We start from the raw sequence: 19837 nt of genomic DNA, 5'->3' as shown, positions 1-19837 counted from the left end.
CAGCACCAGGAATGTCAGGAGTTGTGGAGGGAGGCGGGGCGCCTCAGGAGTTGTACGCGCTCTGCGCCCGCTCCAGCCCCTCCGCCAGCAGACACTCCACCGCGTCCGCCGACCGGTCCACCAGGAACGCCAGCTCCTTGCGCTCGGTCGACGAGAAGTCCTTCAGCACGAAATCCGCGACCTGCATCCGCCCCGGCGGCCGCCCGATCCCGAACCGCACCCGGTGATAGTCCGGACCCATGGCCTTCGTCATCGACTTCAGCCCGTTGTGTCCGTTGTCACCGCCACCCAGCTTCAGCCGCAGCATCCCGTAATCGACGTCCAGCTCGTCATGGATCGCCACGACATGATCCGTCGGCACCTTGTAGAAGTCCCGCAGCGCCGTCACCGGCCCGCCCGACAGATTCATGTACGACATCGGCTTCACCAGGATCACCCGACGGCTCCCCGGCCCGGGCGGACCCACCCGCCCCTCGACGACCTGCGCCTGCGCCTTCTGCGCCCGCTTGAACTTCCCGCCGATCCGCGTCGCCAGCAGATCGGCGACCATGAACCCGACGTTGTGCCGGTTCGCCGCGTAGTCGGGACCGGGATTGCCCAGGCCCACGATGAGCCAGGGGTCGGTGGCGTCGGACATCAGCGCTCGGTCTCCTCGCACGCAGGGGATGGCAGGACTGGCACGCATGGCACACAGGGCGCGCATGGCACACAGGGCAGGCAAACGGGGCGGCGGCTCCCGGAAGGGAACCACCACCCCGTCAGTCAAGCAGGTGGAACGGTGAGCGGTACGGCTCAGGCCTCGGCGGTCTCGCCGGCCCCGTCCGCGGCCGGCTCCTCGGCCTGCGCGGCGACGACCTGGATCACGATGGCGTCCTCGTCACCGGCCAGCACGGAGCCCTTCGGCAGCTTGATGTCCTTGGCCTGGATCGAGTCACCGGCGTCCAGACCCGCGACGGAGACCGTCACGGACTCGGGAATGTGAGTGGCCTCGGCCTCGACGAGCAGCGTGTTCAGCACGAACTCAAGAAGGTTGGCGCCCGGCGCCAGGTCACCCTCGGCGTGCACCGCGATCTCGACCTCGACCTTCTCGCCGCGCTTCACGGTCAGCAGGTCGACGTGCTCGATGGTGCTGCGGAGGGGGTGACGCTGCACAGCCTTGGGGATGACCAGCGCGTCCTTGCCGTCGATCTCCAGACCGATCAGGACGTTCGCCGTACGCAGCGCCAGCAGCAGGTCGTGACCCGGCAGCGTGATGTGGACCGGCTCGGCGCCGTGGCCGTAGACGACCGCGGGAACACGGTTGGCGCGACGCACGCGGCGGGCGGCGCCCTTGCCGAACTCGGTACGGACCTCGCTGGCGAGCTTGATCTCAGCCATGGTTGCACTCCTCGTCAGGTGGGTGAGCCGTCGGGAGACGGAACACGGACGGTCACCCGGCCCACGACAGGCCTGCTACGAAGAGCGCGTCGATAACGGACCGCCGTACACACGGGTACGGCCTCCCTCGCCGAGCAACTCGCTGAGTCTACCCGGCGGGGAGGCCGCACCCCAAAGTGGATCACCGGAGGGTGATCGTCACTGCTGTCAGCCCTGCTCCTCGAAGAGGCTCGTCACCGAACCGTCCTCGAACACCTCACGCACCGCACGCGCGATCGTCGGCGCGATCGAGAGCACCGTGATCTTGTCCAGCTCCAGCTCACCCGGGGTCGGCAGCGTGTCCGTGAACACGAACTCGCTCACCTTCGAGTTCTTCAGCCGGTCCGCCGCCGGACCCGACAGCACCCCGTGCGTCGCCGTCACGATGACGTCCTCCGCCCCGTGCGCGAACAGCGCGTCCGCGGCGGCGCAGATCGTGCCACCGGTGTCGATCATGTCGTCGACCAGCACACAGACCCGGCCCTCGACGTTGCCCACGACCTCGTGGACCGAGACCTGGTTCGGCACGTCCTTGTCACGACGCTTGTGCACGATCGCCAGCGGCGCGTCCAGCCGGTCGCACCAACGGTCGGCGACCCGCACCCGGCCCGCGTCCGGCGAGACGATCGTCAGCTTGGAACGGTCGACCTTCGCGCCCACGTAGTCCGCCAGGATCGGCAGCGCGAACAGGTGGTCCACCGGGCCGTCGAAGAAGCCCTGGATCTGGTCCGTGTGCAGATCGACGGTGAGGATCCGGTCCGCACCCGCCGTCGCCATCAGATCCGCCACCATGCGCGCCGAGATCGGCTCACGGCCACGGTGCTTCTTGTCCTGGCGGGCATAGCCGTAGAACGGCACGATCACCGTGATGGAGCGGGCCGAAGCGCGCTTCAGCGCGTCCAGCATGATCAGCTGCTCCATGATCCACTTGTTGATCGGAGCCGTGTGGCTCTGGATCAGGAAGCAGTCCGCGCCACGTGCCGACTCCTGGAACCGCACGTAGATCTCACCGTTGGCGAAATCGAAGGCCTTCGTCGGCACGAGACCGACTCCCAGCTGATGGGCGACCTCCTCGGCAAGCTCGGGGTGGGCGCGGCCGGAGAAGAGCATCAGTTTCTTCTCGCCGGTCGTCTTGATCCCGGTCACAGCACAGTCTCCTCAGACGTGTATCTGGCGCTGCACGCATAGGTCCCGATGTGCAACGAGCCAGCCGAAATGGGTGAGCATCTATCACGGTACGCCGTCACCGGCGCACCTGTTTCCGGTCAGCTTTGCCCGTCGGTCTCCTGCGACGACGCCTGAGCGGCCTGCGCGGCGGCGCTGCCCGGCCGCTTCCGGGCCACCCAACCCTCGATATTCCGCTGCTGGCCCCGCGCCACGGCCAGCGAACCGGCGGGCACGTCCTTGGTGATGACCGACCCGGCGGCGGTGTAGACCCCGTCCCCGACCGTGACGGGCGCCACAAACATATTGTCCGAACCGGTACGGCAGTGAGAGCCGATCGTCGTGTGGTGCTTCGCGACACCGTCGTAGTTCACGAAGACGCTCGCCGCACCGATGTTGGTGTGATCACCGATCGTCGCGTCACCGACGTAACTCAGGTGCGGGACCTTGGTCCCTTCCCCGATCGTCGCGTTCTTCATCTCCACGTACGTACCGGCCTTGGCCTTCGTCCCCAGCCGGGTGCCCGGCCGCAGATACGCGTACGGGCCGACGAGCGCCCCCGACCCGATCTCCGCCGAGTGCGTCACCGAGTTGTCCACCCGGGCGCCGGCCCCGACGACGGTGTCCTCGATCCGCGAGTTCGGCCCCACCTCGCTGTCCTCCGCGAGGTGCGTGGTCCCCAGCAGCTGGGTCCCCGGGTGCACGACCGCGTCCCGCCCGTACGTCACCGTCGCGTCGATCAGCGTGGACGACGGGTCCACCACGGTCACGCCCGCGAGCATCGCCCGCTCCAGCAGCCGCTCGTTGAGCAGCCGGCGCGCCTGCGCCAACTGGAGCCGGTTGTTGATGCCGAGGATCTCCCGGTGGTCGCCCGCCACGGAGGCCCCGACCCGGTGCCCGGCCTCGCGCAGGATGGACAGCACGTCGGTGAGGTACTCCTCGCCCTGGCTGTTGTCGGTGCGCACCTTGGCCAGCGCGTCGCCCAACAGCCGCCCGTCGAACGCGAACACCCCGGAGTTGATCTCCCGGATCGCCCGCTGCTCGTCGGTGGCGTCCTTGTGCTCGACGATCTCGGTGACCGCACCGGTGGCGGGGTCGCGCACGATGCGCCCGTAGCCGGTGGAGTCGGGAACCTCGGCGCTCAGGACGGTGACCGCGTTGGCGTCGGCGGCGTGGGTGGCGGCGAGCGCGCCGAGCGTCTCGCCGGACAGCAGGGGGGTGTCCCCGCAGACGACGATCACGGTGCCCTCGACGGTGCCGCCCAGCTCTTCGAGACCCATGCGGACGGCGTGCCCGGTCCCGTTCTGCTCGGCCTGGAAGGCGGTGCGCACGGGGGCGTCGCCGGCGTTCAGGTGCGCGGTGACCTGCTCGCTGGCATGTCCGACGACCACGACGAGGTGCTGGGGGTCCAGCTCACGGGCGGCGGCGACGACATGTCCGACGAGCGAGCGCCCGGAGATCTCGTGCAGGACCTTGGGTGTCTTCGACTTCATGCGGGTGCCCTCACCCGCTGCGAGGACGACGACGGCTGCCGGGCTGGTTGCGCTCACGGATGTGCCCTTCGGCTTCGGGTGGTGGTCATCCGCAGGATACCGGGGGTGTTTCCGGTGGAAACGGGGGCGGGCCCCGACCGGTGTGGTCGGGGCCCGCAGGCGTGCTCCCGGGGAAGGAATCGAACCCTCATTCAATGGACCAAAACCATTTGTCCTGCCATTAGACGACCCGGGATGGTATCGCCGATTATGTCCGATTCTCTTGGTCGGCTCGTTTTGCAGCCCCTACTATGCCGCACCACGAGCCTTCGATGCGACGGTACAGGTCGGCACCTTTTAGGACACGCACAGAAAGACAGCCCCGGTAGTTGTCGCCGATGTTCTTGCGGTTCGTCTTCGGGGAGTGCCTCTTGAGGGATGTCTTGCCGAATGCCGAAGGTGCGGCGCCGGTAAGGGTGATCCAGTACCGCTCGGCTGCTGTGATGTCCGCGGTCTCATGGATGTGGATGTGGAAGCGCAGGCGTTCCTGGGGTACGCCCAGAAGGCGGAGCCAGGCGAGGAAGACCTCGATCATGCCGGGGTCACTGTTGACGAAGGTGACCCGCTCCTGGGTGCGGTACGGCTTGGACTTGGAGCCCTCCGCCCAGTAGAGGGCGACGCCCAGCAGGAAGAGCTCGCGATCGGTCATCTCGCCGACCTCGCCCGCCGCCTTGCCCTTCATGGCCCGGCGCTCGGTGTCCCGCCGCTGGAGTGTGGCTTCCCAGCCGCGTCGCCCGATGGCGGAGGACTCCTCCCGGGTGCGCCTGCGCTCCGGCTTCGGCAGATCCCGTACCCACAACGAGATGGACCCCTTGGAGCACCCCAGCTCCACCTGGATCTGGTCGTATGTCATCCCTTGGAGCCGCAGTTCCCGGGCCTTCGCCCGTGCGTCGTCCTTGGCGTTCGGGCGCTTCGTCCACTCCGGGGCGGGCTCTCGCTCCAGGAGCCGGTTGAGGATGTCGTTGTTGTCGACGTGGAGCCGGTCGCGGATCTGGCGGCGGCTGAGCCCCTCCCGGCGCAGCGCCACCGCCCGCTCGCGCAGACCCTCGAAGTCGGCGTACTTGCTTGCGGTTTCCGTCATACGGGGATCGTCGTCCGGAATGCGAACGTCCGGGTCGAAAGTGCGGTCGATTCGCCATTTCAGGCGATCGGCATGTGTTTCGTGCTTGTTCGAACGCGGGACGTGCTGTTGCCGGTCACCCGAAATTGGGATGCGTCCGCCCGTAGGCTGGATGCCATGACCGCAACGGGGGCAGACCGGGAGGCGGCGGGATCGACCACCCGCGGCTACTGGTGGTGGGAGCGGCGACGCGGTGTCGCCCTGGACGTGGGACTGGCGCTGGTGTCGGCGCTGGAGTGTGGCCTGGAGGGGGTGGAGTTCGCCCGGAACACCGGGATACCGGTGCCGGTGGGCGTGGTGTTCGGACTGCTGGCTGGTTCGGTGCTGCTGGTGCGCCGGCGGTGGCCGATCGTCGTGGTACTCGTGACGATCGCGATGACGCCCGCCGAGATGGGCTTCCTGATGGCCCTCGTGGGCCTCTACACGCTGGCCGCGTCCGAGGTGCCGCGCCGGATCACCGTCGTCCTGGCGGGGATGGCGCTGGTGGGGACGTTCATCGTCACCTACGTACGGCTGCGGCAGAGCGTGGCCGAGCAGGCCGACTTCGGGCCGGGGGACTGGTACGTCCCGCTGATGTCCGTCTTCATGGCGGTGGGGCTCACGGCCCCGTCCGTGCTGTTCGGCCTCTACATAGGGGCCAGACGCCGGCTGATGGAGAGCCTGCGGGAGCGGGCCGATTCGCTGGAGCGGGAGCTGTCGCTGCTCGCGGACCGGGCCGAGGAGCGGGCCGAGTGGGCGCGTACGGAGGAGCGGACCCGGATCGCCCGGGAGATGCACGACGTGGTGGCCCACCGGGTGAGCCTGATGGTGGTCCACGCCGCCGCCCTCCAGGCCGTCGCGCCGAAGGATCCGGCGAAGGCCGTGCGCAACGCGGCGCTGGTCGGGGACATGGGCCGGCAGGCGCTGACGGAGCTGCGCGAGATGCTCGGGGTGCTGCGCACCGGGGACGCGCTGACCGCGCCGGCCGCCGCGGGAGCGGTTCCGCTGGCGTCGGTGAGACAGGCGGCCGTCGCGGCCGCCGCCATCGCCGCGTCCGAGGACGGGCCCCGGCTGCACGAGCTGGAGGCGTTGGTGGCGCAGTCGCGACAGGCGGGGATGACCGTCGAGCTGTCGGTGGACGGTGAGCTGCGGCCGTATCCGCCGGAGGTCGAGCAGACGGCGTTCCGGGTGGTGCAGGAGGCGCTGACGAACGTGCACAAGCATGCGGCGGGTGCGAAGACGTGGGTGCGGCTCGCACATCGGGAGGCCGAGGTCGCGATGCAGGTGGAGAACGGCCCTTCGGACGCGGCGGCGGCGGACGCGGGGCTGCCGAGCGGGGGGAACGGGCTTGTGGGGATGCGGGAGCGGGTGCAGGGGCTGGGGGGCGTGTTCGTGTCCGGCCCGACGGACGCGGGGGGCTTCCGGGTCTCGGCGGTGCTTCCGGACGGCTCGGGCGACGCCTGAACCCGGCCGGCCCCGGCTTGCCCGCGTGAGGGCCGGCCAATGCAGCCCGTTCTGCGGGTAGGGGGGCGGCCCTTCCTGCTGCCCGACGTGTGGGGGCGGCGACTTCGGCCTGGGCGCGGCGTGCGAGGGCTGCTCCTTTCGGCCCGTCCGGCGTTTGAGGACGGAACCCTGGCTGTGGGGAGCGGCGGCCCTTCCGTGTCCGGGAAGCGATGGTGCCCGTTCGGCCCGAGCGACGGTTCCGTCCTCGAACGCCGGCCGGGCTGGACGTGGCTCAGGCTGACGTCAAACGCGATGGTTGCGTGCCCGTCACCAGCGTGGCCAGGGCCTCGTCGATGTCCTGGCCCAGGAACCAGTCACCCGTGTGGTCGATGCTGTACACCCGGCCCTCCGTGTCGATCGCCAGGACCGCCTGCTCCTCGCCCTCCGCCCCGAGCGGGCTGACCTCCGTCTCCAGGGCGCGGCCGAGGTCCGCGAGCGTCCGGGCCAGGTGGAGGCCGCTGAGCGGGTCGATGCGCACGGCGGCGGGCGCGATGTGCCGGCCGGGGGCGGACGCGGTGATGTGGAGGCCGCCGAACTCCGCCCAGGCCTCGACGGCGGCCGGGAAGACCGCGTGCTGGTGGCCGGCCGGGGAGGCGTGGGAGCGCAGGGCGTCGGCCCATTCCTCGGCCTGGCGGATGTCCCAGCGGCCGGGCTGCCAGCCCGCTTCGCGCAGGGCGGCGTCGACGGCGACGGGGAACCGGGTGGAGGAGTGCTGCTGGCGGTCGTGCATCGGTGGGCGGTCAGCCCTTCTCGGCGGTGGTCGCGGCGCCGGTGGAGGTCAGGTCGACGGGGCGTACGCCGAAGTGGGACAGGAGCGCGGAGCAGGACCGGCAGGGTGGTGCGTAGCTGCCGTGGAGGGGGTCGCCGTCCTCGCGGATGCGGCGGGCGGTGAGCCGGGAGTGTTTGAGCGCGCGGCGCGCTTCCCCGTTGGTCAGGGGTTTGCGCTGGGCGCGTTTGGAGCGCCCGCTCTCGGCGGCGGTGAGTTGGCGTGAGAGCAGTATGGCTTCGGGGCAGCGGCCGGTGAAGCGTTCGCGCTGGCCGCTGGTGAGGGTGTCGAGGAAGTCCTGGACGAGCGGGTGCAGCACCGGTGGCTGGTCCCCCTTGCCGGCGGTGCAGGTCAGCGTCTCGCCGCGTACGGACAGCGCGGCGGCCACGGCGGGGAGAATCCCGTCGCGGCGGTGGATCAGTCGGGGAGTACGGCTGGTCTCGGTGCTGCTCCAGCTGAGGCGCGGATCCCCTGATGTGACGGTTTGTGTGGAATGCATCGTGTTGACGTCCCTCCCTGCAATCCCCCGAGTTGCGGGGACAGCCTGCCAAATGTGCCAGGTGGTGGGGAAGCTGGGGCGGGGAAACGTGTCCGCGTGTCGCCCGAGGGCGCGGGTCTGCCGCCTCACCGTCACGCGATTGTGACCGTTCGTGACGGTTGCGGCGGGACGGGATCCCCCGGTGCCCCACCGCTTAGGCTGTGCGGAACACCGGACGCAGCAGGGGGCATCAGCCATGACGACAGGTCGGCTCGGGCAGCAAGCCGCGCCACCGAACGCCGCCTACGCCGGGCAGGTCGTGAACTTCCCGGACCCGGTCCGGGCGTCCCGGCACCCCAGAGGGGTGCGGATGGACGGGAGCGGTCACCCGGTCCTTTCGCCGTACGCGCGTGCTGCCGCCGAGATCGCCGAGCCGCCTCCGGGCTTCGGTATCGATGAGCTGCGCCTCACCGACTACGTGTCGGCGAACGCGGCGTTGGCGGCGAGCGGTCACGACCTGTGGGACACGATTCCCGCGGTGGCGACCCCGCACGGCTGGACCTGGCATCACGTGCCGGGCGGCCGACGGATGGAGCTGGTGCCGGTCGAGGTGAAGGCGCTGCTGCGTCATCACGGCGGTCTGGCGGGTACGGACGTGGATCAGAACCGGCGTGGTACCCGCCCGTTGCAGGAGACCCGCCCGGCGCACTTCCGGTTGCCCAAGGGGGCGGCCGCGGTGAGCGAGCAGCAGGTCCAGGGAGTCGAGGAGGACCTCGGCTACCGGCTGCCGGGTGCGTACCGCTCGTTCCTGAAGGCGGCCGGCGGTTCGGCCCCGGTGGGCGCGGCGTTGGACGCGGAGCTGGGGCTGCTGGTGGACCAGCCGTTCTTCACGGTGCGTGACGAGGCCGCGGTGAACGATCTGGTGTACGTGAACAAGTGTCTGCGGGACCACTTCACCAAGGATTTCCTGGGCGTCGCGTTCGTCCAGGGCGGGATTCTCGCCGTGAAGGTGCGCGGCCAGGACCTGGGTTCGGTGTGGTTCTGCCCGTACGACGATGCCCGGGACCAGGACGGCTGGAGTGTCCAGGAGCGTGTGGAGCGGCTGTTGCTGCCCTGCGGTGCGGACTTCGACGCCTTCCTCCAGCGCTTGGCGGGCAATCCGCCGGAGCTGGAGACCGTGGCGAACCTGATGGTGGACGGTGGCTTCGCGCGCGCCGTCCCGGTGGAGGGGTGAGCGCGGTGGTGACTTTCGCGCAGGCGCAGGAGCGGGCGGACGAGTGGGTCAACGGTGACGTGCCCGCGTATCAGCACCGTGAGGTGCGGGTCCGTGAGTTCGAGCTGGGTTTCGTGGTGTGGGCCGAGGACCGGGCGGAGGGCCCCGTGTCGGACGGGGGTCGTCAGCGGCTGGTGATCGCGCGGGACAGCGGTGAGGCGACGTTGTGGCCGGGGTTGCCGGTGGGTGAGGTGATCCGGCGGTACGAGGAGGAGTACGGGACTCCGGCCGGTGCGCCGGTCGGGGCTCCCGAGCCGCCGCAGCGGGTGGATCTCAACCAGACGTCGTTCCTGTTGACGCCGCCGGAGTGGCTCCAGGAGGCGGCGGACAAGCTGGGGATTCCGGATCATCGTGCGGAGCGCCGGGAGTCGGCGGAGGCGGCCGCGGCCGCCTCCGGTGCGCCCGCCGCCCCTACCGCGTCTGTTCCCGCCCCCGCCCCCGCTTCGGCTCCGGCTTCCGCTCCCGTTTCCGAGCGCGGGCCCGTGTCCTTTGCTGTCGCGGACGACGCGTCGTCGCCGCCTTCTTCTCCTGCTTCGGTCGGGGGTTCCGCCGCGTCGTGGCCCGATGCCGGTGGCGGCGATGCCCATGAGCCCACGGCCTCCGACGGTGTGCCCGCGGGGGCGACGCCCTGGGCGGGTACGGACACCAACTCGGACTCCGACGACGGGGCGGTTCCGTTGCCCGCGACGGTGTTCGCGCCGCCGCTGTCGGGCACGGACGACGAGGAGGCCCCGCCGCCTGTCGTTCCGGCGGAGGCGCCCACGGCCCTGATGTCCGGTGGCAGTCAGCTGCCGCGTACGCAGGTGGCGCAGGCGCTCCGCCCGGACCAGGGCCCCCCGGGTGGGGCCGGTGACATCGCGGACGCGGCCACCAGCAAGGCGGCCGTGCCGCCGCGTGGGGCTCGTGGGGCCGGTTCGTCGACCCCGCCGCCGCCCGGCGCCCCGGGGGTTCCCGGGATGCCGCCCGGTGCGACGCCGCCGCCTTCGGGTCCGGGCGCGCCCGGTGCTCCGGCGGGCGGGTACCTCCCGACGCAGCTCGTGTCCCAGCTCGGCCCCCCCGGCCCGCCCGGTGCCACCCCGCCGCCGGGGCCGCCGCCGGGTTCCACCCCGCCGCCCGGCCCTCCCGGTCCTCCCGGTCCTCCCGGTCCTCCCGGTCCGCCTGGTTCCACGCCGCCTCCGGGCGGGGGGATGCACCACGCCGCGACGATGTTCGCCGACGGGAGCAGCCTCGGTGCGGGCGTCGCGGGGGCGCCCAGGCCGCCGGGCCCGCCCGGAGCTCCGGGAGCCCCGCAGCCTCCCGGTCCGCCGGGTGTTCCGGGCGCGCCGCAGCCTCCCGGCCCGCCGGGTCCGCCGCCCGGTTCCACGCCGCCTCCCGGTGGTGGGGTGCACCACGCGGAGACGATGTTCGCGGCTCCGGGGCAGGTAGGGCCGCCCGGTCCTCCCGGTCCTCCCGGCCCTCCTGCTCCTCCCGGGGCTCCTGGCGTCTCGCCGGCCGGAGCCCCGGGTCCCGTACCGCAGCCGCCTGGTCCTCCCGGTCCGCCGCCCGGTGGGCACACTCCGCCTGCGGCGTACGGCTATCCGCAGCAGCCCGCCGGGCGGCCGGCCGTCGGCCCCGGCTACCAGGCCGTGCTGCGGTTCCGGGCTCCGGACGGCAGCGAGCAGCAGCTGATCCGCCGTTCGGCGCCGGGCACCCCGCACCCCGAGTGGCAGATGCTGCACGAGCTGCGGGCGATGAACGTGCCGCCGCAGCAGGTCATCGAACTGCACACCGAGCTGGAGTCCTGTGAGCTGCCGGGCGGGTACTGCGCCCGGATGATCCGGGAGACCTGGCCGCAGGTGCGGATCACCAGCGTCGCCCCGTACGGCACGGATCACGCCAGTCGGCAGCAGGGCATGCAGCATCTGCTGACGCACCAGGGCGAGCTGCACCAGGTCGCGGACGGTCCGGCGCGGCCCGCGCCGGTGCGGGCGCCGCTGCCGCAGATGCCGCCCGCGCCCGCGCTGCCGCCGGAGGCGGTGGCCGAGGAGCTGGCGCAGGCGTTCGGTCCGCAGGGCATCCTGCGGTTCGACCAGCGGGCGGTGTCCCGTCAGGGCGTGCCGGAGGTCGTCGCGCACACCCTGGTGTGGGCGGGGCTGCCCGCCGATTTCGGGCCGTTTTTCTGGGCGCAGCCGGGTCAGCCGGTCGTGCCGACGCTGGCCGAGCTGGCGGCGCAGCGTCAGGTGCAGCCCGCACCGGACGCCGGGTCGTATCTGGTGATGGGCACGGACTTCGGCCGGGCGATCTGTGTGCAGTACGGGACGGCGAACATCGTGGCCGTACCGGTGGAGGCGGGGCCTGGCGGGCAGTCGGTGCCGCCGCAGTTCGTGAACACCGGGCTGCCGGAGTTCGTGCGGTCGATGGCGTTGCTGGGCCGGATGTGGCGGCTGCGGTTCGGCCTCAACCCGGAGCAGGCGGGCCGCTGGACCGTCGATTTCCAGGCACAGCTGGTGGCGCTGGACCCGGCGGCGCTGGCGTCGCCGGAGAGCTGGTGGTCGGTGCTGCTGGAGCAGATGTGGGACGGCCTGATCTGAGCCGTACGCGGAGCTGAGCGGCGAGCGCGTACGGGGCGCCCGGACCCGGATGGGCCCGGGCGCCTCCTTGTGTACCGGGGCGTGTACGGCGCACCTGGCCGATGATCACCGGTTCGCCCGGGTCTGTGATGCCGGTCGCTTCCGGCCTGAATGCCGCTGATCGATTCCGACTTCCGGCATCAATTGCCGCATCCTTGACGTAATACGGGTGTCGGAGCGTGGCAGAGCGTGTCGGCGGGTCGGAGAGAGGTTTCAGGGATGAGTGCTGGACCGGTGTCCGCGTACGACGTCGTCGGGGTGCGGGGGCGTGGTTACCGTCCGGAGCAGGTGGACCGGATGACGGCCGCTCTGACGGCCGAGCGGGATGCGGCGCTCGCCGAGATCGCGCGGCTGACGGGCCGGGTGGAGGAGCTGATCGCCGAGTCCGTCCGGCTGGCGGAGACCGTCGCGACGCTGCCCGTGCAGGACTACGCGGAGCTGGGGGAGCGGGCGCAGCGGATCCTGGCGTTGGCCGAGAGCGAGGCGGAGGCGCTGGACGCCGAAGCGGTGGCGGCGGGCCAGGCGCTGCGGGACGCGGCCGAGGCGGCGGGCCGGGCGGCCGGGGACGCGGCGCGCGAGGCGGCCGGCGAGGTGCGTGCGGCGGCGGACCGGGCGGCCGACGAGCGGGTGGCCGGGGCGGTCAGGGAGGCGGAGGCCCTGCTCGCCGCGGCCCGGCAGGAGGCCGAGGAGGTGCGGGCGGCGGCCGCTTCCGCGATGGCCGCGACCCGTGACCGTACGGCGAGTGTGCTGGCCCACCAGGAGCAGGAGCACGCGGAGCGGCTCAAGGCGGCCGAGGCCGAACTGGCCGCCGGAGAAGCGGCGTTGGAGGCCCGGTACGCGGAGCTGACCGAGCGGGCGGAGGAGCTGCTCGCGGAGGCGGGCCGGGACCTGGCTGCCACGCAGGAGGCGGCCCGGCACGGCCAGGAGGACGCGGAGGCGCGGGCGGCGGAGCTGCTGGCCGAGGCCCGGGTCCGCGAGGAGCGGGTGGTGCGGGAGACGGAACGGATTCTGCGGGAGCACGATGAGGGCCGCGAGGAGGCCCAGGCGCACATGGCGCATGTGCGGAGCTCGCTGGCGGCGCTGACGGGGCGGGTGGCGACGGGAGACGGTCCGGAGGACTGAGCCGGGGCCTTGGGTCCCGGCAGTTCGCAACGTCCCGGCAGGTCGCAATGTCCCGGCAGTTCGCTACGTCCCGGCAGGTCGCAACGGGTGGCAACTCTTGACGAACGCGTGTTCTCAGGAGGTGATGGAAGCGTTCAGTTCCCACGTATCCGTTCCCCGTTCAGCAGGGAGTGTTCATGTCGGTCCCAGCGCCGGACATTTTGTCACCGGAGTTCGAGAGAGATCCGTATCGGGCGTATCGCCTGATGCGTCAGGACACGCCCCTGATGTGGCACGAGGCCACCGGAAGTTACATCGTCTCGCGTTACGAGGACGTCGAGCGCGTCTTCAAGGACAAAGAAGGCGAATTCACCACGGAGAACTACGACTGGCAGATCGAGCCCGTGCACGGGCGGACGATCCTCCAGCTCAGCGGGCGCGAGCACGCCGTGCGCCGGGCCCTGGTCGCGCCGGCCTTCCGGGGCAGCGACCTGCGCGAGAAGTTTTTACCGGTCATCGAGCGCAATTCGCGCGAATTGATCGACACGTTCCGCGATGCGGGTTCCGTCGATCTGGTCGCCGACTACGCCACCCGCTTTCCTGTCAACGTCATTGCCGACATGCTGGGACTGGACAAGTCCGACTACGAGCGGTTTCACGGCTGGTACACGGCCGTCATCGCGTTTCTCGGCAATCTCTCCGGTGATCCGGAGGTGACCCGGGCCGGTGAGCGTACGCGCGTCGAGTTCGCCGAGTACATGCTGCCGATCATCCGGAAGCGGCGGGAGGAGCCGGGCGACGATCTGCTGTCGACCCTGTGCACCGCGGAGGTCGACGGCGTCCGGATGGGCGACGAGGACATCAAGGCGTTCTGCAGCCTCCTGCTGGCCGCCGGGGGCGAGACCACCGACAAGGCCATCGCCGGTATCTTCACCAATCTGCTGCGCCACCCCGAGCAGTTGGAGGCGGTCCGCGCCGATCGCACCCTGATACCCCGGGCCTTCGCCGAGACGCTGCGCTACACGCCGCCGGTGCACATGATCATGCGCAAGTCGGCGACGGAGGTGGCGCTCGGCGGCGGCACCGTACCGGCGGGTTCCACCGTCACCTGTCTGATAGGCGCCGCCAACCGTGACGAGGACCGCTACCGGAACCCCGATGTCTTCGACATCTTCCGTGAGGACCTGACCGCCACGAACGCCTTCTCGGCGGCGGCCGACCATCTCGCCTTCGCACTCGGCCGGCACTTCTGCGTCGGTGCTCTGCTGGCCAAGGCCGAGGTGGAGATCGGGGTGGGCCAGTTGCTGGACGCGATGCCGGACCTGCGGCTGGCCGACGGCTTCGACCCGGTCGAGCGGGGTGTCTTCACCCGAGGACCGCAGAGCCTGCCGGTCCGCTTCACGCCGGTGTCCGGCTGACCGGAACGTCGGCCGTCCGACTGACCAGAACGTCTGCTGTCCGCCTGACCGGAGCGCCGCCTGACTGGAACGTCGACGTCGACCCGAGCGGCCGGATCCGCCACGGACTCCGGCCGCTCGCACCGAAACGGTGCCGGCGGACCCGCCCTAATGCGCCATCGGACTGAACTGGACCGGCAGCGTCGACAGCCCGCGCATCCAGATCGAAGGACGCCAGGAGAGCTCCGTCGGCTCGACCGCCAGCATCAGGTCCGGCAGCTGTTCCAGCAGCGTCTCCACCGCCGTACGGGCCATCACGTCGGCCAACAACGGCGCGGGGTAGGGGCAGCGGTGTTCACCGCCGCTGAACGACAGGTGCGCGGAGTTCTCTGCGCCGACGTACGACTCCGGCCAGATCTCCGGGTCCGTGTTGGCCGCGGCGAGCCCGAGGACCAGGCAGTCGCCCGCCCGGATGTGCCGGCCGCCGAGCTGGGTGTCCCGTACGGCCCAGCGGCCGATGAAGTTCTGCGTCGGGGTGTCGAGCCACAGCACCTCGTTGAGCGCCTCGCCGACGCTGAGCCGCCCACCGGAGACGTTCAGCGCGAAGCGTTCGTCCGTCAGGAGCAGCCGCAGCGTGTTGCAGATCCAGTTCGCGGTGGGCTGCTGGGCCGCGGCGATCACCGAGATCAGGTCCTGGACGATCTCCTCGTCCGTGAGGCCGGCCCCGTGCGTCACCATGCGGGAGGTGACGTCGGTGCCGGGCGCCGCCCGCTTGTCCTCGACCAGTTGGCGCAGCCGGTCGCCGACGCGTCCGTAGGCCGCCACCGGGTCGTCGCCCTCGCCGGCGTCGAGCGAGATGCGCAGGTCGTCCACCAGCTGCTGGGTGTCGGAGCCCGACACCGGCATGCCGCACATCTGGACCACGGCCCGCATCGGCAGGGCGTGGACGTAACTGCTCATCAGTTCCGTCCGGCCGCTTCCGGCGAACTCCGCGATGAGCCGGTCGGCGATGCGCCGGCAGTCGCGTGCCAGCTCGAACTGGTCGATGCCTTCGAGGGCTTCGGTGATGACGCCGGCCCTGCGCCGGTGCTCGTCGCCTTCGGTGAAGAGCACCGACGGCTGGTAGCCGACGAACGGCATCAGCGGCCAGTCCGGGGGGATGGTCTCCCACTGGTTCCAGCGGCGCGAGTCCCTCGCGAACAGCTCGTCGTGCGTGGTGACGTAGGACAGTTCAGCGTAGCCGAGGACCAGCCAGGCCGGAACGTCACCGTCCAGCAGGACCGGCGCCACCGCACCGTGCTCCCGTCGCAGCGAGCGGTAGAGCTCCGTGGGCGTCTGCTGGTAGGAGGCTCCGGACAGCCGCACCGCGCCGACGTCGCCACCCGCACCCACGGGGCAGCCGGAGGGAGCCTGAGGACCGAAGGAGGGGCTGGAGGGACTGGAGGTGCTCATGGTGTCGTCTCCCGGGCGATGGCCATCGTGCGCAGATGGTCGACGAGCGTGATCAGTACGTTCTTGCTGGACCGCCGGACCCGGGCGTCGCAGTCGATCATCGGGATGTGCTCGGGCAGCGCCAGGGCCTGACGGATCTCGTCGAGGGGGTGGGCGAGGTCGTCGTCGAAGCGGTTGACCGCCACCACGAACGGGGTGCCGTGGTGTTCCAGCCGGTCGATCGCGTACCAGGAGTCGTCCATGCGGCGGGTGTCCACGAGGACCACGGCGCCGAGCGTGCCGGAGAACAGGCGGTCCCAGAGGAACCAGAAACGCTCCTGGCCCGGGGCGCCGAACAGGTAGAGCACGATGCGCTCGTTGAGGCTGATGCGCCCGAAGTCGAAGGCGACCGTGGTGGTCGTCTTGGCGTCGACGCCGGCCGTCTCGTCGACGCCGACGCCCGCCTGCGTCATGACCTCTTCGGTGTTCAGCGGCCGGATCTCGCTCACCGAGTGGACGAGCGTGGTCTTGCCGACGCCGAATCCCCCGACGACGACTATCTTCAGGCCGGTTTCCGCGGCGTCGGCCAGCGGCGTGCGCCGGTCCGGCAGCTCATAGCTTCCGGAGTCCATGGAGCACCTCCTTCAGCAGGTCGGAGTCGGGGAGCGCGTTGGGTGAGGTCGCCGAACGGGGGTGGCGGGCGGTGATACGGCCCATGTCGTGGAGGTCGTCGAGCAGGATGCGCACCACGGTGACGGGGAGCGAGAGTTCGGCGGCGATCTCGACGACGGCGGTCGGGTGGCGGCACAGGTCGAGGATCCGCGCGTGCTCCGACTGCATTCCGGCGGTGGGCCGGCACTCGCTGACGACCAGGGTCACCAGGTCGAAGGAGTCCGCGGAGCGGCTCCGTCCACCCGTGACCGTGTAGAGCCGGTCGGGAGCTCCGGTGTCGACGGGGCGAAGGGTCATGACGCGCTCCTCGGCACCTCGCCGCGTGGTGCGGCGCGCAGGTGCTCGCCGATCTGCTCGACCATCTCCGTCATCTGGTGGCCCACCACGCTGGGGTCGGCCTCCTCCGTGGCGACGACCGCCAGATGCGCGCCTTCACCGGCTTCGACGATGAAGAGCAGGCCGCCGTGGAACTCGGTCATCGAGTGCCGGACGCCTCCGGTGCTGTCGCCGAACTCGATGGAAGCGCCCTGGGCGAGCGCCTGCATGCCCGAGCAGATGGCCGCCAGTTGGTCGGCCTGGTCGAGGGTGAGGTGCTCGGTCCAGCAGAGCTTGAGCCCGTCGCGTGACAGGGCCAGGGCGTGCCGGGTGCCGGGGGTCTGCTCGAGGAGCCTCTGCAGGAGCCAGGTGAGGCTGTTGTCTGTGGTCTGCATGACGAGTGACGGGACCGCGGCGCCGGGGGAGCGGCGAGGGCCCGTACCTCCAATCTCGGGTGTTCGAGCGAGCGCGTCCGGTGGACCGGACACCGAACGGATGGGGCGTTCCGGGTTACGGAGCGGTGGTCGGCGGTACGGTCCCGCCGTCGGGTCCTTCGGCTCTGCCGTCGGGGTCTCCGACCCTGCCTTCGGGATGTCCGGGAGCGCCTCCGGGACTGCCTTCGGGGCTGCCTCCGGGCTTGCTCGCGGGCTTGGTGCCGCGCCGGAAGGCGCCGAACTGCTGTCCCGCGCTGCGTGGCGGTGAGGTCCGCGGCGCGTTGCCGCGCGGGTCCCCCGGAGCGGCGGGCGCGGGCGAGCCGCGGTGGCGGCCGCGCTCCCGGTCCGCCTCCGCCATGGTGCGGCCGGGGGTCCGTACGGGCAGACCACCGGGGGTGGAGCTCACCGCAGGGCCGGGGGCCTCCCGTCCGTGCTCGCGCGGACGGACCACGAGGTGGTTCTCCGCCGGTGCGGGCACCGGAGGCGTTACGGCGGCGGGCGCGTCCGCTCCGGGCCCGGAGGGCGTCAGGGGCGCGGGGGTGGCGGGCGGGGGCGTGTAGGACGGTGACGGCTGTACGGGCGTGGGCTCGGGTGCGGCCGGAGGCGCCGGGTGGGCCGGAGCGGCGGGAGGCGTCGGGTAGGACGGTGCGGCCGGTGCCGGTGCCGGTGCCGGTTCCGGTGCCGGGGAGGCGGGCGAGGGCTGCGCGGGCGCGGGCGGCGTCGGGGCGGGAGCCTGTTCGGCTGATGCGGGCGCGGCGACCGCCCGCTGAACCGGAGCCGGGTGGTTCTCCCGGGGCTCCTGCGCGATCAGATGCCGGGGCAGCAGGACGACGACGCCGGTGCCGCCGCGCGAGGACGGGCGGTAGTTGACGCTGATCCGGTGCTTGAGCGCGAGCCGTCCGACGACGGCGAGGCCGAGCCGGGTGCCCTGGAGGGTCGCGAGGTCCGTCGTCCGGCCGGCGACCGAGTCCGCCGCCCGTCGCATCGCCGCGTCGGCCATCTTCAGACCGCTGTCCTCGATGGTGACGACGATGCCGGTGCCGCGTTCCTCGACGTAGACGTGCACCTCGTCGATGGGCGGTGAGAAGTTGGCGGCGTTGTCCATCAGTTCGGCGAGCAGGTGCATGACGCCTTCGGCGGCGAAGCCGGAGATGGAGACGTTGGAGGAGCAGTGCAGCCGTACGCGTTGATAGGCGGCGATGCGGCCGACCGCGCCGCGCAGGATGCTCTCCATGACGATCGGCCTGTTCCAGGCGCGGCTCGGCCGGCCGCCCATCAGCAGCGCCAGCCGGTCGGTCATCAGGCCGAGCTGCGAGGTGCTGTGGTCCAGCTTCAGCAGATCCCCGAACACCTCTTCACCGTGACGTTCCTGCATGGTCCGCAGATCGGCGAGCATGCTGACGGACTTCGCCTGGACCCGGCTGAGCGCCTTGGCCGACGCGGTCGTCGCCGCGAGAGCGCGGCGCTCGCTGAGCGCTAGCTCCCGGAGCACCGCCTCGACCGACGCGCGCAGCAGCGGCTGCTCCGGCAGGTACACCTCGGACTGCACGGTGGCGCCGGACTCGCCGTCACGGAGCCTGGCGACCACGCCCGGCAGCGTCTCACGCGTGAACCGGTCCACCTCGGAGGTCAGCGCGTGCAGCTCCTCGCGGAGCCGCGCGTTCTCCGCTCCCAGCTCGTCGTGGACCCGGGTGCTCTCCGTGCGCAGCGCGGCGGTCTGCTGCGCCTGCCCCTCGACCGTGGTCGCGAGGACGTGCAGCAGCTTGCGCTGACGCGGGCTGCGCGGCAGCGGGACCCGGCCGAGGGCGTCGGCGGCCTTCACTCCGCCGCGTACCAGCTGGATCAACGCGGGCAGCGCCACGTCGGCGGTGTGCGCCGTGTCCGTTTCGAGAGCGGCCAGCGAGGTCTTGAGCCGTTCGGCCTCCGCGCCCTTGGCAGAGGCCGAACGCCGGGCCCGCCGGGTGACGCCGTGAGCGGTGGCAAGGGTGACGGCCAGGGCCACCCAGGCGGTGAGCACCACCGCCACGACCCAGCCGCGCGCTTCCGAGGGCGCCAGAGTCGCTGCCACGGCTCCGGCGACGGCACACGCCGACAACACGGCCACGAGCGGGGCTATCGCGGCCCTCGGCGCTTTCCTCGGCCGGTGCTGACTGGCTGGTGCGGGTTTCGGCATGGATGCGGTTCCCTCAGTTCTACCGGGCAGAAGGTATGCGGCCGCTCCGAGAAGGTGCAGATCACCTTGGCGCATCGGAGGAAAGCGGAAGCGGTCTTTCCTGTCAGGGGTTGACCACATCGTAGACATGCTTGTGCGGCGGATGATCCGGTCTGCGGCATAGTCCGTAGGCAGAGTGATTTTGTCGAGAAGTGGCCAGTGTGCTTTGGGAGTTGTGGTACTCGCGAGGTGGCGGGCACGTGAGGGCGTGCGCCGGGCGAACCTGGCTGCCGGACGGCGGTCCAGGTGTGTGCGATGCACCCATCGGTGCACCCACCGATGGACCTCGGACGAAGCCGTGCATCAAGCTGAGAAGCGGAGATGGCAGCTGCGGAGGAATTCTTTTCGGTCAATCTGGAAAACCTCGCCGTGCCGTTCGACACGGCGAGGCGGCATCGGTAGATCCGGATGTCACCGGTAAGTGCTCAGTGACAC

Annotated in this window: 17 protein-coding genes and 1 tRNA gene; 5 read left to right on the top strand and 13 right to left on the bottom strand. The window is 71.2% G+C overall.

The genetic code is table 11. The annotated features are described in order from the left end of the window. Positions 1-43 precede the first annotated feature (43 nt). The 6 genes from pth to ACH4RG_RS23890 form a co-directional block, all read right to left on the bottom strand. Positions 44-637 carry an aminoacyl-tRNA hydrolase gene (gene pth / locus ACH4RG_RS23915; protein WP_397921069.1) on the bottom strand — a complete coding sequence of 198 codons (594 nt, stop codon included), beginning with the start codon at positions 635-637 and terminating at the stop codon, positions 44-46. 155 nt (positions 638-792) lie between these two features. Continuing rightward, positions 793-1377, bottom strand: a complete 585-nt coding sequence (locus tag ACH4RG_RS23910) for a 50S ribosomal protein L25/general stress protein Ctc (protein ID WP_397921071.1) — start codon at positions 1375-1377, stop codon at positions 793-795. A gap of 207 nt (positions 1378-1584) precedes the next feature. Beyond that, on the bottom strand, positions 1585-2562 hold the full coding sequence (locus ACH4RG_RS23905; RefSeq protein ID WP_015609053.1) for a ribose-phosphate diphosphokinase: 978 nt from the start codon (positions 2560-2562) through the stop codon (positions 1585-1587). A 119-nt stretch (positions 2563-2681) separates the two neighbouring features. Next, complete coding sequence (gene glmU / locus ACH4RG_RS23900) at positions 2682-4130, bottom strand: bifunctional UDP-N-acetylglucosamine diphosphorylase/glucosamine-1-phosphate N-acetyltransferase GlmU (RefSeq protein ID WP_397921073.1); 1449 nt, start codon at positions 4128-4130, stop codon at positions 2682-2684. 107 nt (positions 4131-4237) lie between these two features. Then, positions 4238-4308: transfer RNA gene (locus ACH4RG_RS23895), tRNA-Gln, on the bottom strand. 12 nt (positions 4309-4320) lie between these two features. Then, positions 4321-5193, bottom strand: coding sequence for a hypothetical protein (locus tag ACH4RG_RS23890; RefSeq protein WP_398540219.1), 873 nt, complete (start codon positions 5191-5193; stop codon positions 4321-4323). A 156-nt stretch (positions 5194-5349) separates the two neighbouring features. Between ACH4RG_RS23890 and ACH4RG_RS23885 the strand changes: the two genes are divergently transcribed. Continuing rightward, positions 5350-6675 carry a sensor histidine kinase gene (locus tag ACH4RG_RS23885; RefSeq protein WP_397921077.1) on the top strand — a complete coding sequence of 442 codons (1326 nt, stop codon included), beginning with the start codon at positions 5350-5352 and terminating at the stop codon, positions 6673-6675. Positions 6676-6946: 271 nt separating this feature from the next. Here the strand turns inward: ACH4RG_RS23885 and ACH4RG_RS23880 are convergent, their stop codons facing one another. Together ACH4RG_RS23880 and ACH4RG_RS23875 are read right to left on the bottom strand one after the other, a co-directional pair. Next, positions 6947-7444 carry an SUKH-3 domain-containing protein gene (locus ACH4RG_RS23880; protein WP_397921079.1) on the bottom strand — a complete coding sequence of 166 codons (498 nt, stop codon included), beginning with the start codon at positions 7442-7444 and terminating at the stop codon, positions 6947-6949. A gap of 10 nt (positions 7445-7454) precedes the next feature. Next, a complete protein-coding gene (locus ACH4RG_RS23875; RefSeq protein WP_073805023.1) occupies positions 7455-7979 on the bottom strand; it encodes a YwqJ-related putative deaminase in 525 nt (174 codons plus the stop codon). A 235-nt stretch (positions 7980-8214) separates the two neighbouring features. Here ACH4RG_RS23875 and ACH4RG_RS23870 point away from each other — a divergent pair, with 235 nt between their 5' ends. From ACH4RG_RS23870 to ACH4RG_RS23855, 4 genes are all read left to right on the top strand, one after another. Continuing rightward, positions 8215-9192, top strand: a complete 978-nt coding sequence (locus ACH4RG_RS23870) for an SMI1/KNR4 family protein (protein ID WP_397921083.1) — start codon at positions 8215-8217, stop codon at positions 9190-9192. A gap of 5 nt (positions 9193-9197) precedes the next feature. Then, a complete protein-coding gene (locus tag ACH4RG_RS23865; RefSeq protein ID WP_398540218.1) occupies positions 9198-11801 on the top strand; it encodes an SUKH-4 family immunity protein in 2604 nt (867 codons plus the stop codon). Between the two features lie 258 nt (positions 11802-12059). Then, the gene (locus tag ACH4RG_RS23860) at positions 12060-12962 is read left to right on the top strand and encodes a cellulose-binding protein (protein WP_398540217.1); all 903 of its coding nucleotides are present in this window, start codon (positions 12060-12062) and stop codon (positions 12960-12962) included. 245 nt (positions 12963-13207) lie between these two features. Continuing rightward, entirely contained in the window at positions 13208-14359 is a 1152-nt protein-coding gene (locus tag ACH4RG_RS23855; protein ID WP_397921089.1) for a cytochrome P450, read from the top strand. Positions 14360-14506: 147 nt separating this feature from the next. On the opposite strand, the gene ACH4RG_RS23850 is transcribed toward ACH4RG_RS23855, so the two are convergent. The 5 genes from ACH4RG_RS23850 to ACH4RG_RS23830 form a co-directional block, all read right to left on the bottom strand. After that, positions 14507-15790: a cytochrome P450 gene (locus ACH4RG_RS23850; protein ID WP_397921091.1), complete on the bottom strand. Its 1284-nt coding sequence runs from the start codon at positions 15788-15790 to the stop codon at positions 14507-14509. Continuing rightward, entirely contained in the window at positions 15787-16401 is a 615-nt protein-coding gene (locus ACH4RG_RS23845) for a GTP-binding protein (RefSeq protein WP_397921093.1), read from the bottom strand. Before ACH4RG_RS23845 ends, ACH4RG_RS23850 begins: the two co-directional genes overlap by 4 nt. After that, the gene (locus tag ACH4RG_RS23840; RefSeq protein WP_265601174.1) at positions 16382-16738 is read right to left on the bottom strand and encodes a DUF742 domain-containing protein; all 357 of its coding nucleotides are present in this window, start codon (positions 16736-16738) and stop codon (positions 16382-16384) included. Before ACH4RG_RS23840 ends, ACH4RG_RS23845 begins: the two co-directional genes overlap by 20 nt. Continuing rightward, positions 16735-17151, bottom strand: a complete 417-nt coding sequence (locus ACH4RG_RS23835) for a roadblock/LC7 domain-containing protein (protein ID WP_007447032.1) — start codon at positions 17149-17151, stop codon at positions 16735-16737. Before ACH4RG_RS23835 ends, ACH4RG_RS23840 begins: the two co-directional genes overlap by 4 nt. 115 nt (positions 17152-17266) lie before the next feature. After that, positions 17267-19363, bottom strand: coding sequence for a sensor histidine kinase (locus tag ACH4RG_RS23830; protein WP_398540216.1), 2097 nt, complete (start codon positions 19361-19363; stop codon positions 17267-17269). Between the last annotated feature and the right edge of the window lie 474 nt (positions 19364-19837).

The sequence above is a fragment of the Streptomyces sp. NPDC021019 genome, assembly GCF_044333295.1.
Classification (GTDB): Bacteria; Actinomycetota; Actinomycetes; order Streptomycetales; family Streptomycetaceae; genus Streptomyces.
The sequence above is the reverse complement of the archived record's forward strand: the minus strand, read 5'-3'. Positions and strand labels throughout refer to the sequence as shown.

What these genes read in the sequence shown, in the direction of transcription:
- pth (WP_397921069.1), bottom strand. Translation starts at nt 637, where the DNA reads ATGTCCGACGCCACCGACCCCTGGCTCATCGTGGGCCTGGGCAATCCC.
- ACH4RG_RS23910 (WP_397921071.1), bottom strand. Translation starts at nt 1,377, where the DNA reads ATGGCTGAGATCAAGCTCGCCAGCGAGGTCCGTACCGAGTTCGGCAAG.
- ACH4RG_RS23890 (WP_398540219.1), bottom strand. Translation starts at nt 5,193, where the DNA reads ATGACGGAAACCGCAAGCAAGTACGCCGACTTCGAGGGTCTGCGCGAG.
- ACH4RG_RS23885 (WP_397921077.1), top strand. Translation starts at nt 5,350, where the DNA reads ATGACCGCAACGGGGGCAGACCGGGAGGCGGCGGGATCGACCACCCGC.
- ACH4RG_RS23880 (WP_397921079.1), bottom strand. Translation starts at nt 7,444, where the DNA reads ATGCACGACCGCCAGCAGCACTCCTCCACCCGGTTCCCCGTCGCCGTC.
- ACH4RG_RS23875 (WP_073805023.1), bottom strand. Translation starts at nt 7,979, where the DNA reads ATGCATTCCACACAAACCGTCACATCAGGGGATCCGCGCCTCAGCTGG.
- ACH4RG_RS23870 (WP_397921083.1), top strand. Translation starts at nt 8,215, where the DNA reads ATGACGACAGGTCGGCTCGGGCAGCAAGCCGCGCCACCGAACGCCGCC.
- ACH4RG_RS23860 (WP_398540217.1), top strand. Translation starts at nt 12,060, where the DNA reads ATGAGTGCTGGACCGGTGTCCGCGTACGACGTCGTCGGGGTGCGGGGG.
- ACH4RG_RS23855 (WP_397921089.1), top strand. Translation starts at nt 13,208, where the DNA reads ATGCGTCAGGACACGCCCCTGATGTGGCACGAGGCCACCGGAAGTTAC.
- ACH4RG_RS23850 (WP_397921091.1), bottom strand. Translation starts at nt 15,790, where the DNA reads ATGAGCACCTCCAGTCCCTCCAGCCCCTCCTTCGGTCCTCAGGCTCCC.
- ACH4RG_RS23845 (WP_397921093.1), bottom strand. Translation starts at nt 16,401, where the DNA reads ATGGACTCCGGAAGCTATGAGCTGCCGGACCGGCGCACGCCGCTGGCC.
- ACH4RG_RS23840 (WP_265601174.1), bottom strand. Translation starts at nt 16,738, where the DNA reads ATGACCCTTCGCCCCGTCGACACCGGAGCTCCCGACCGGCTCTACACG.
- ACH4RG_RS23835 (WP_007447032.1), bottom strand. Translation starts at nt 17,151, where the DNA reads ATGCAGACCACAGACAACAGCCTCACCTGGCTCCTGCAGAGGCTCCTC.
- ACH4RG_RS23830 (WP_398540216.1), bottom strand. Translation starts at nt 19,363, where the DNA reads ATGCCGAAACCCGCACCAGCCAGTCAGCACCGGCCGAGGAAAGCGCCG.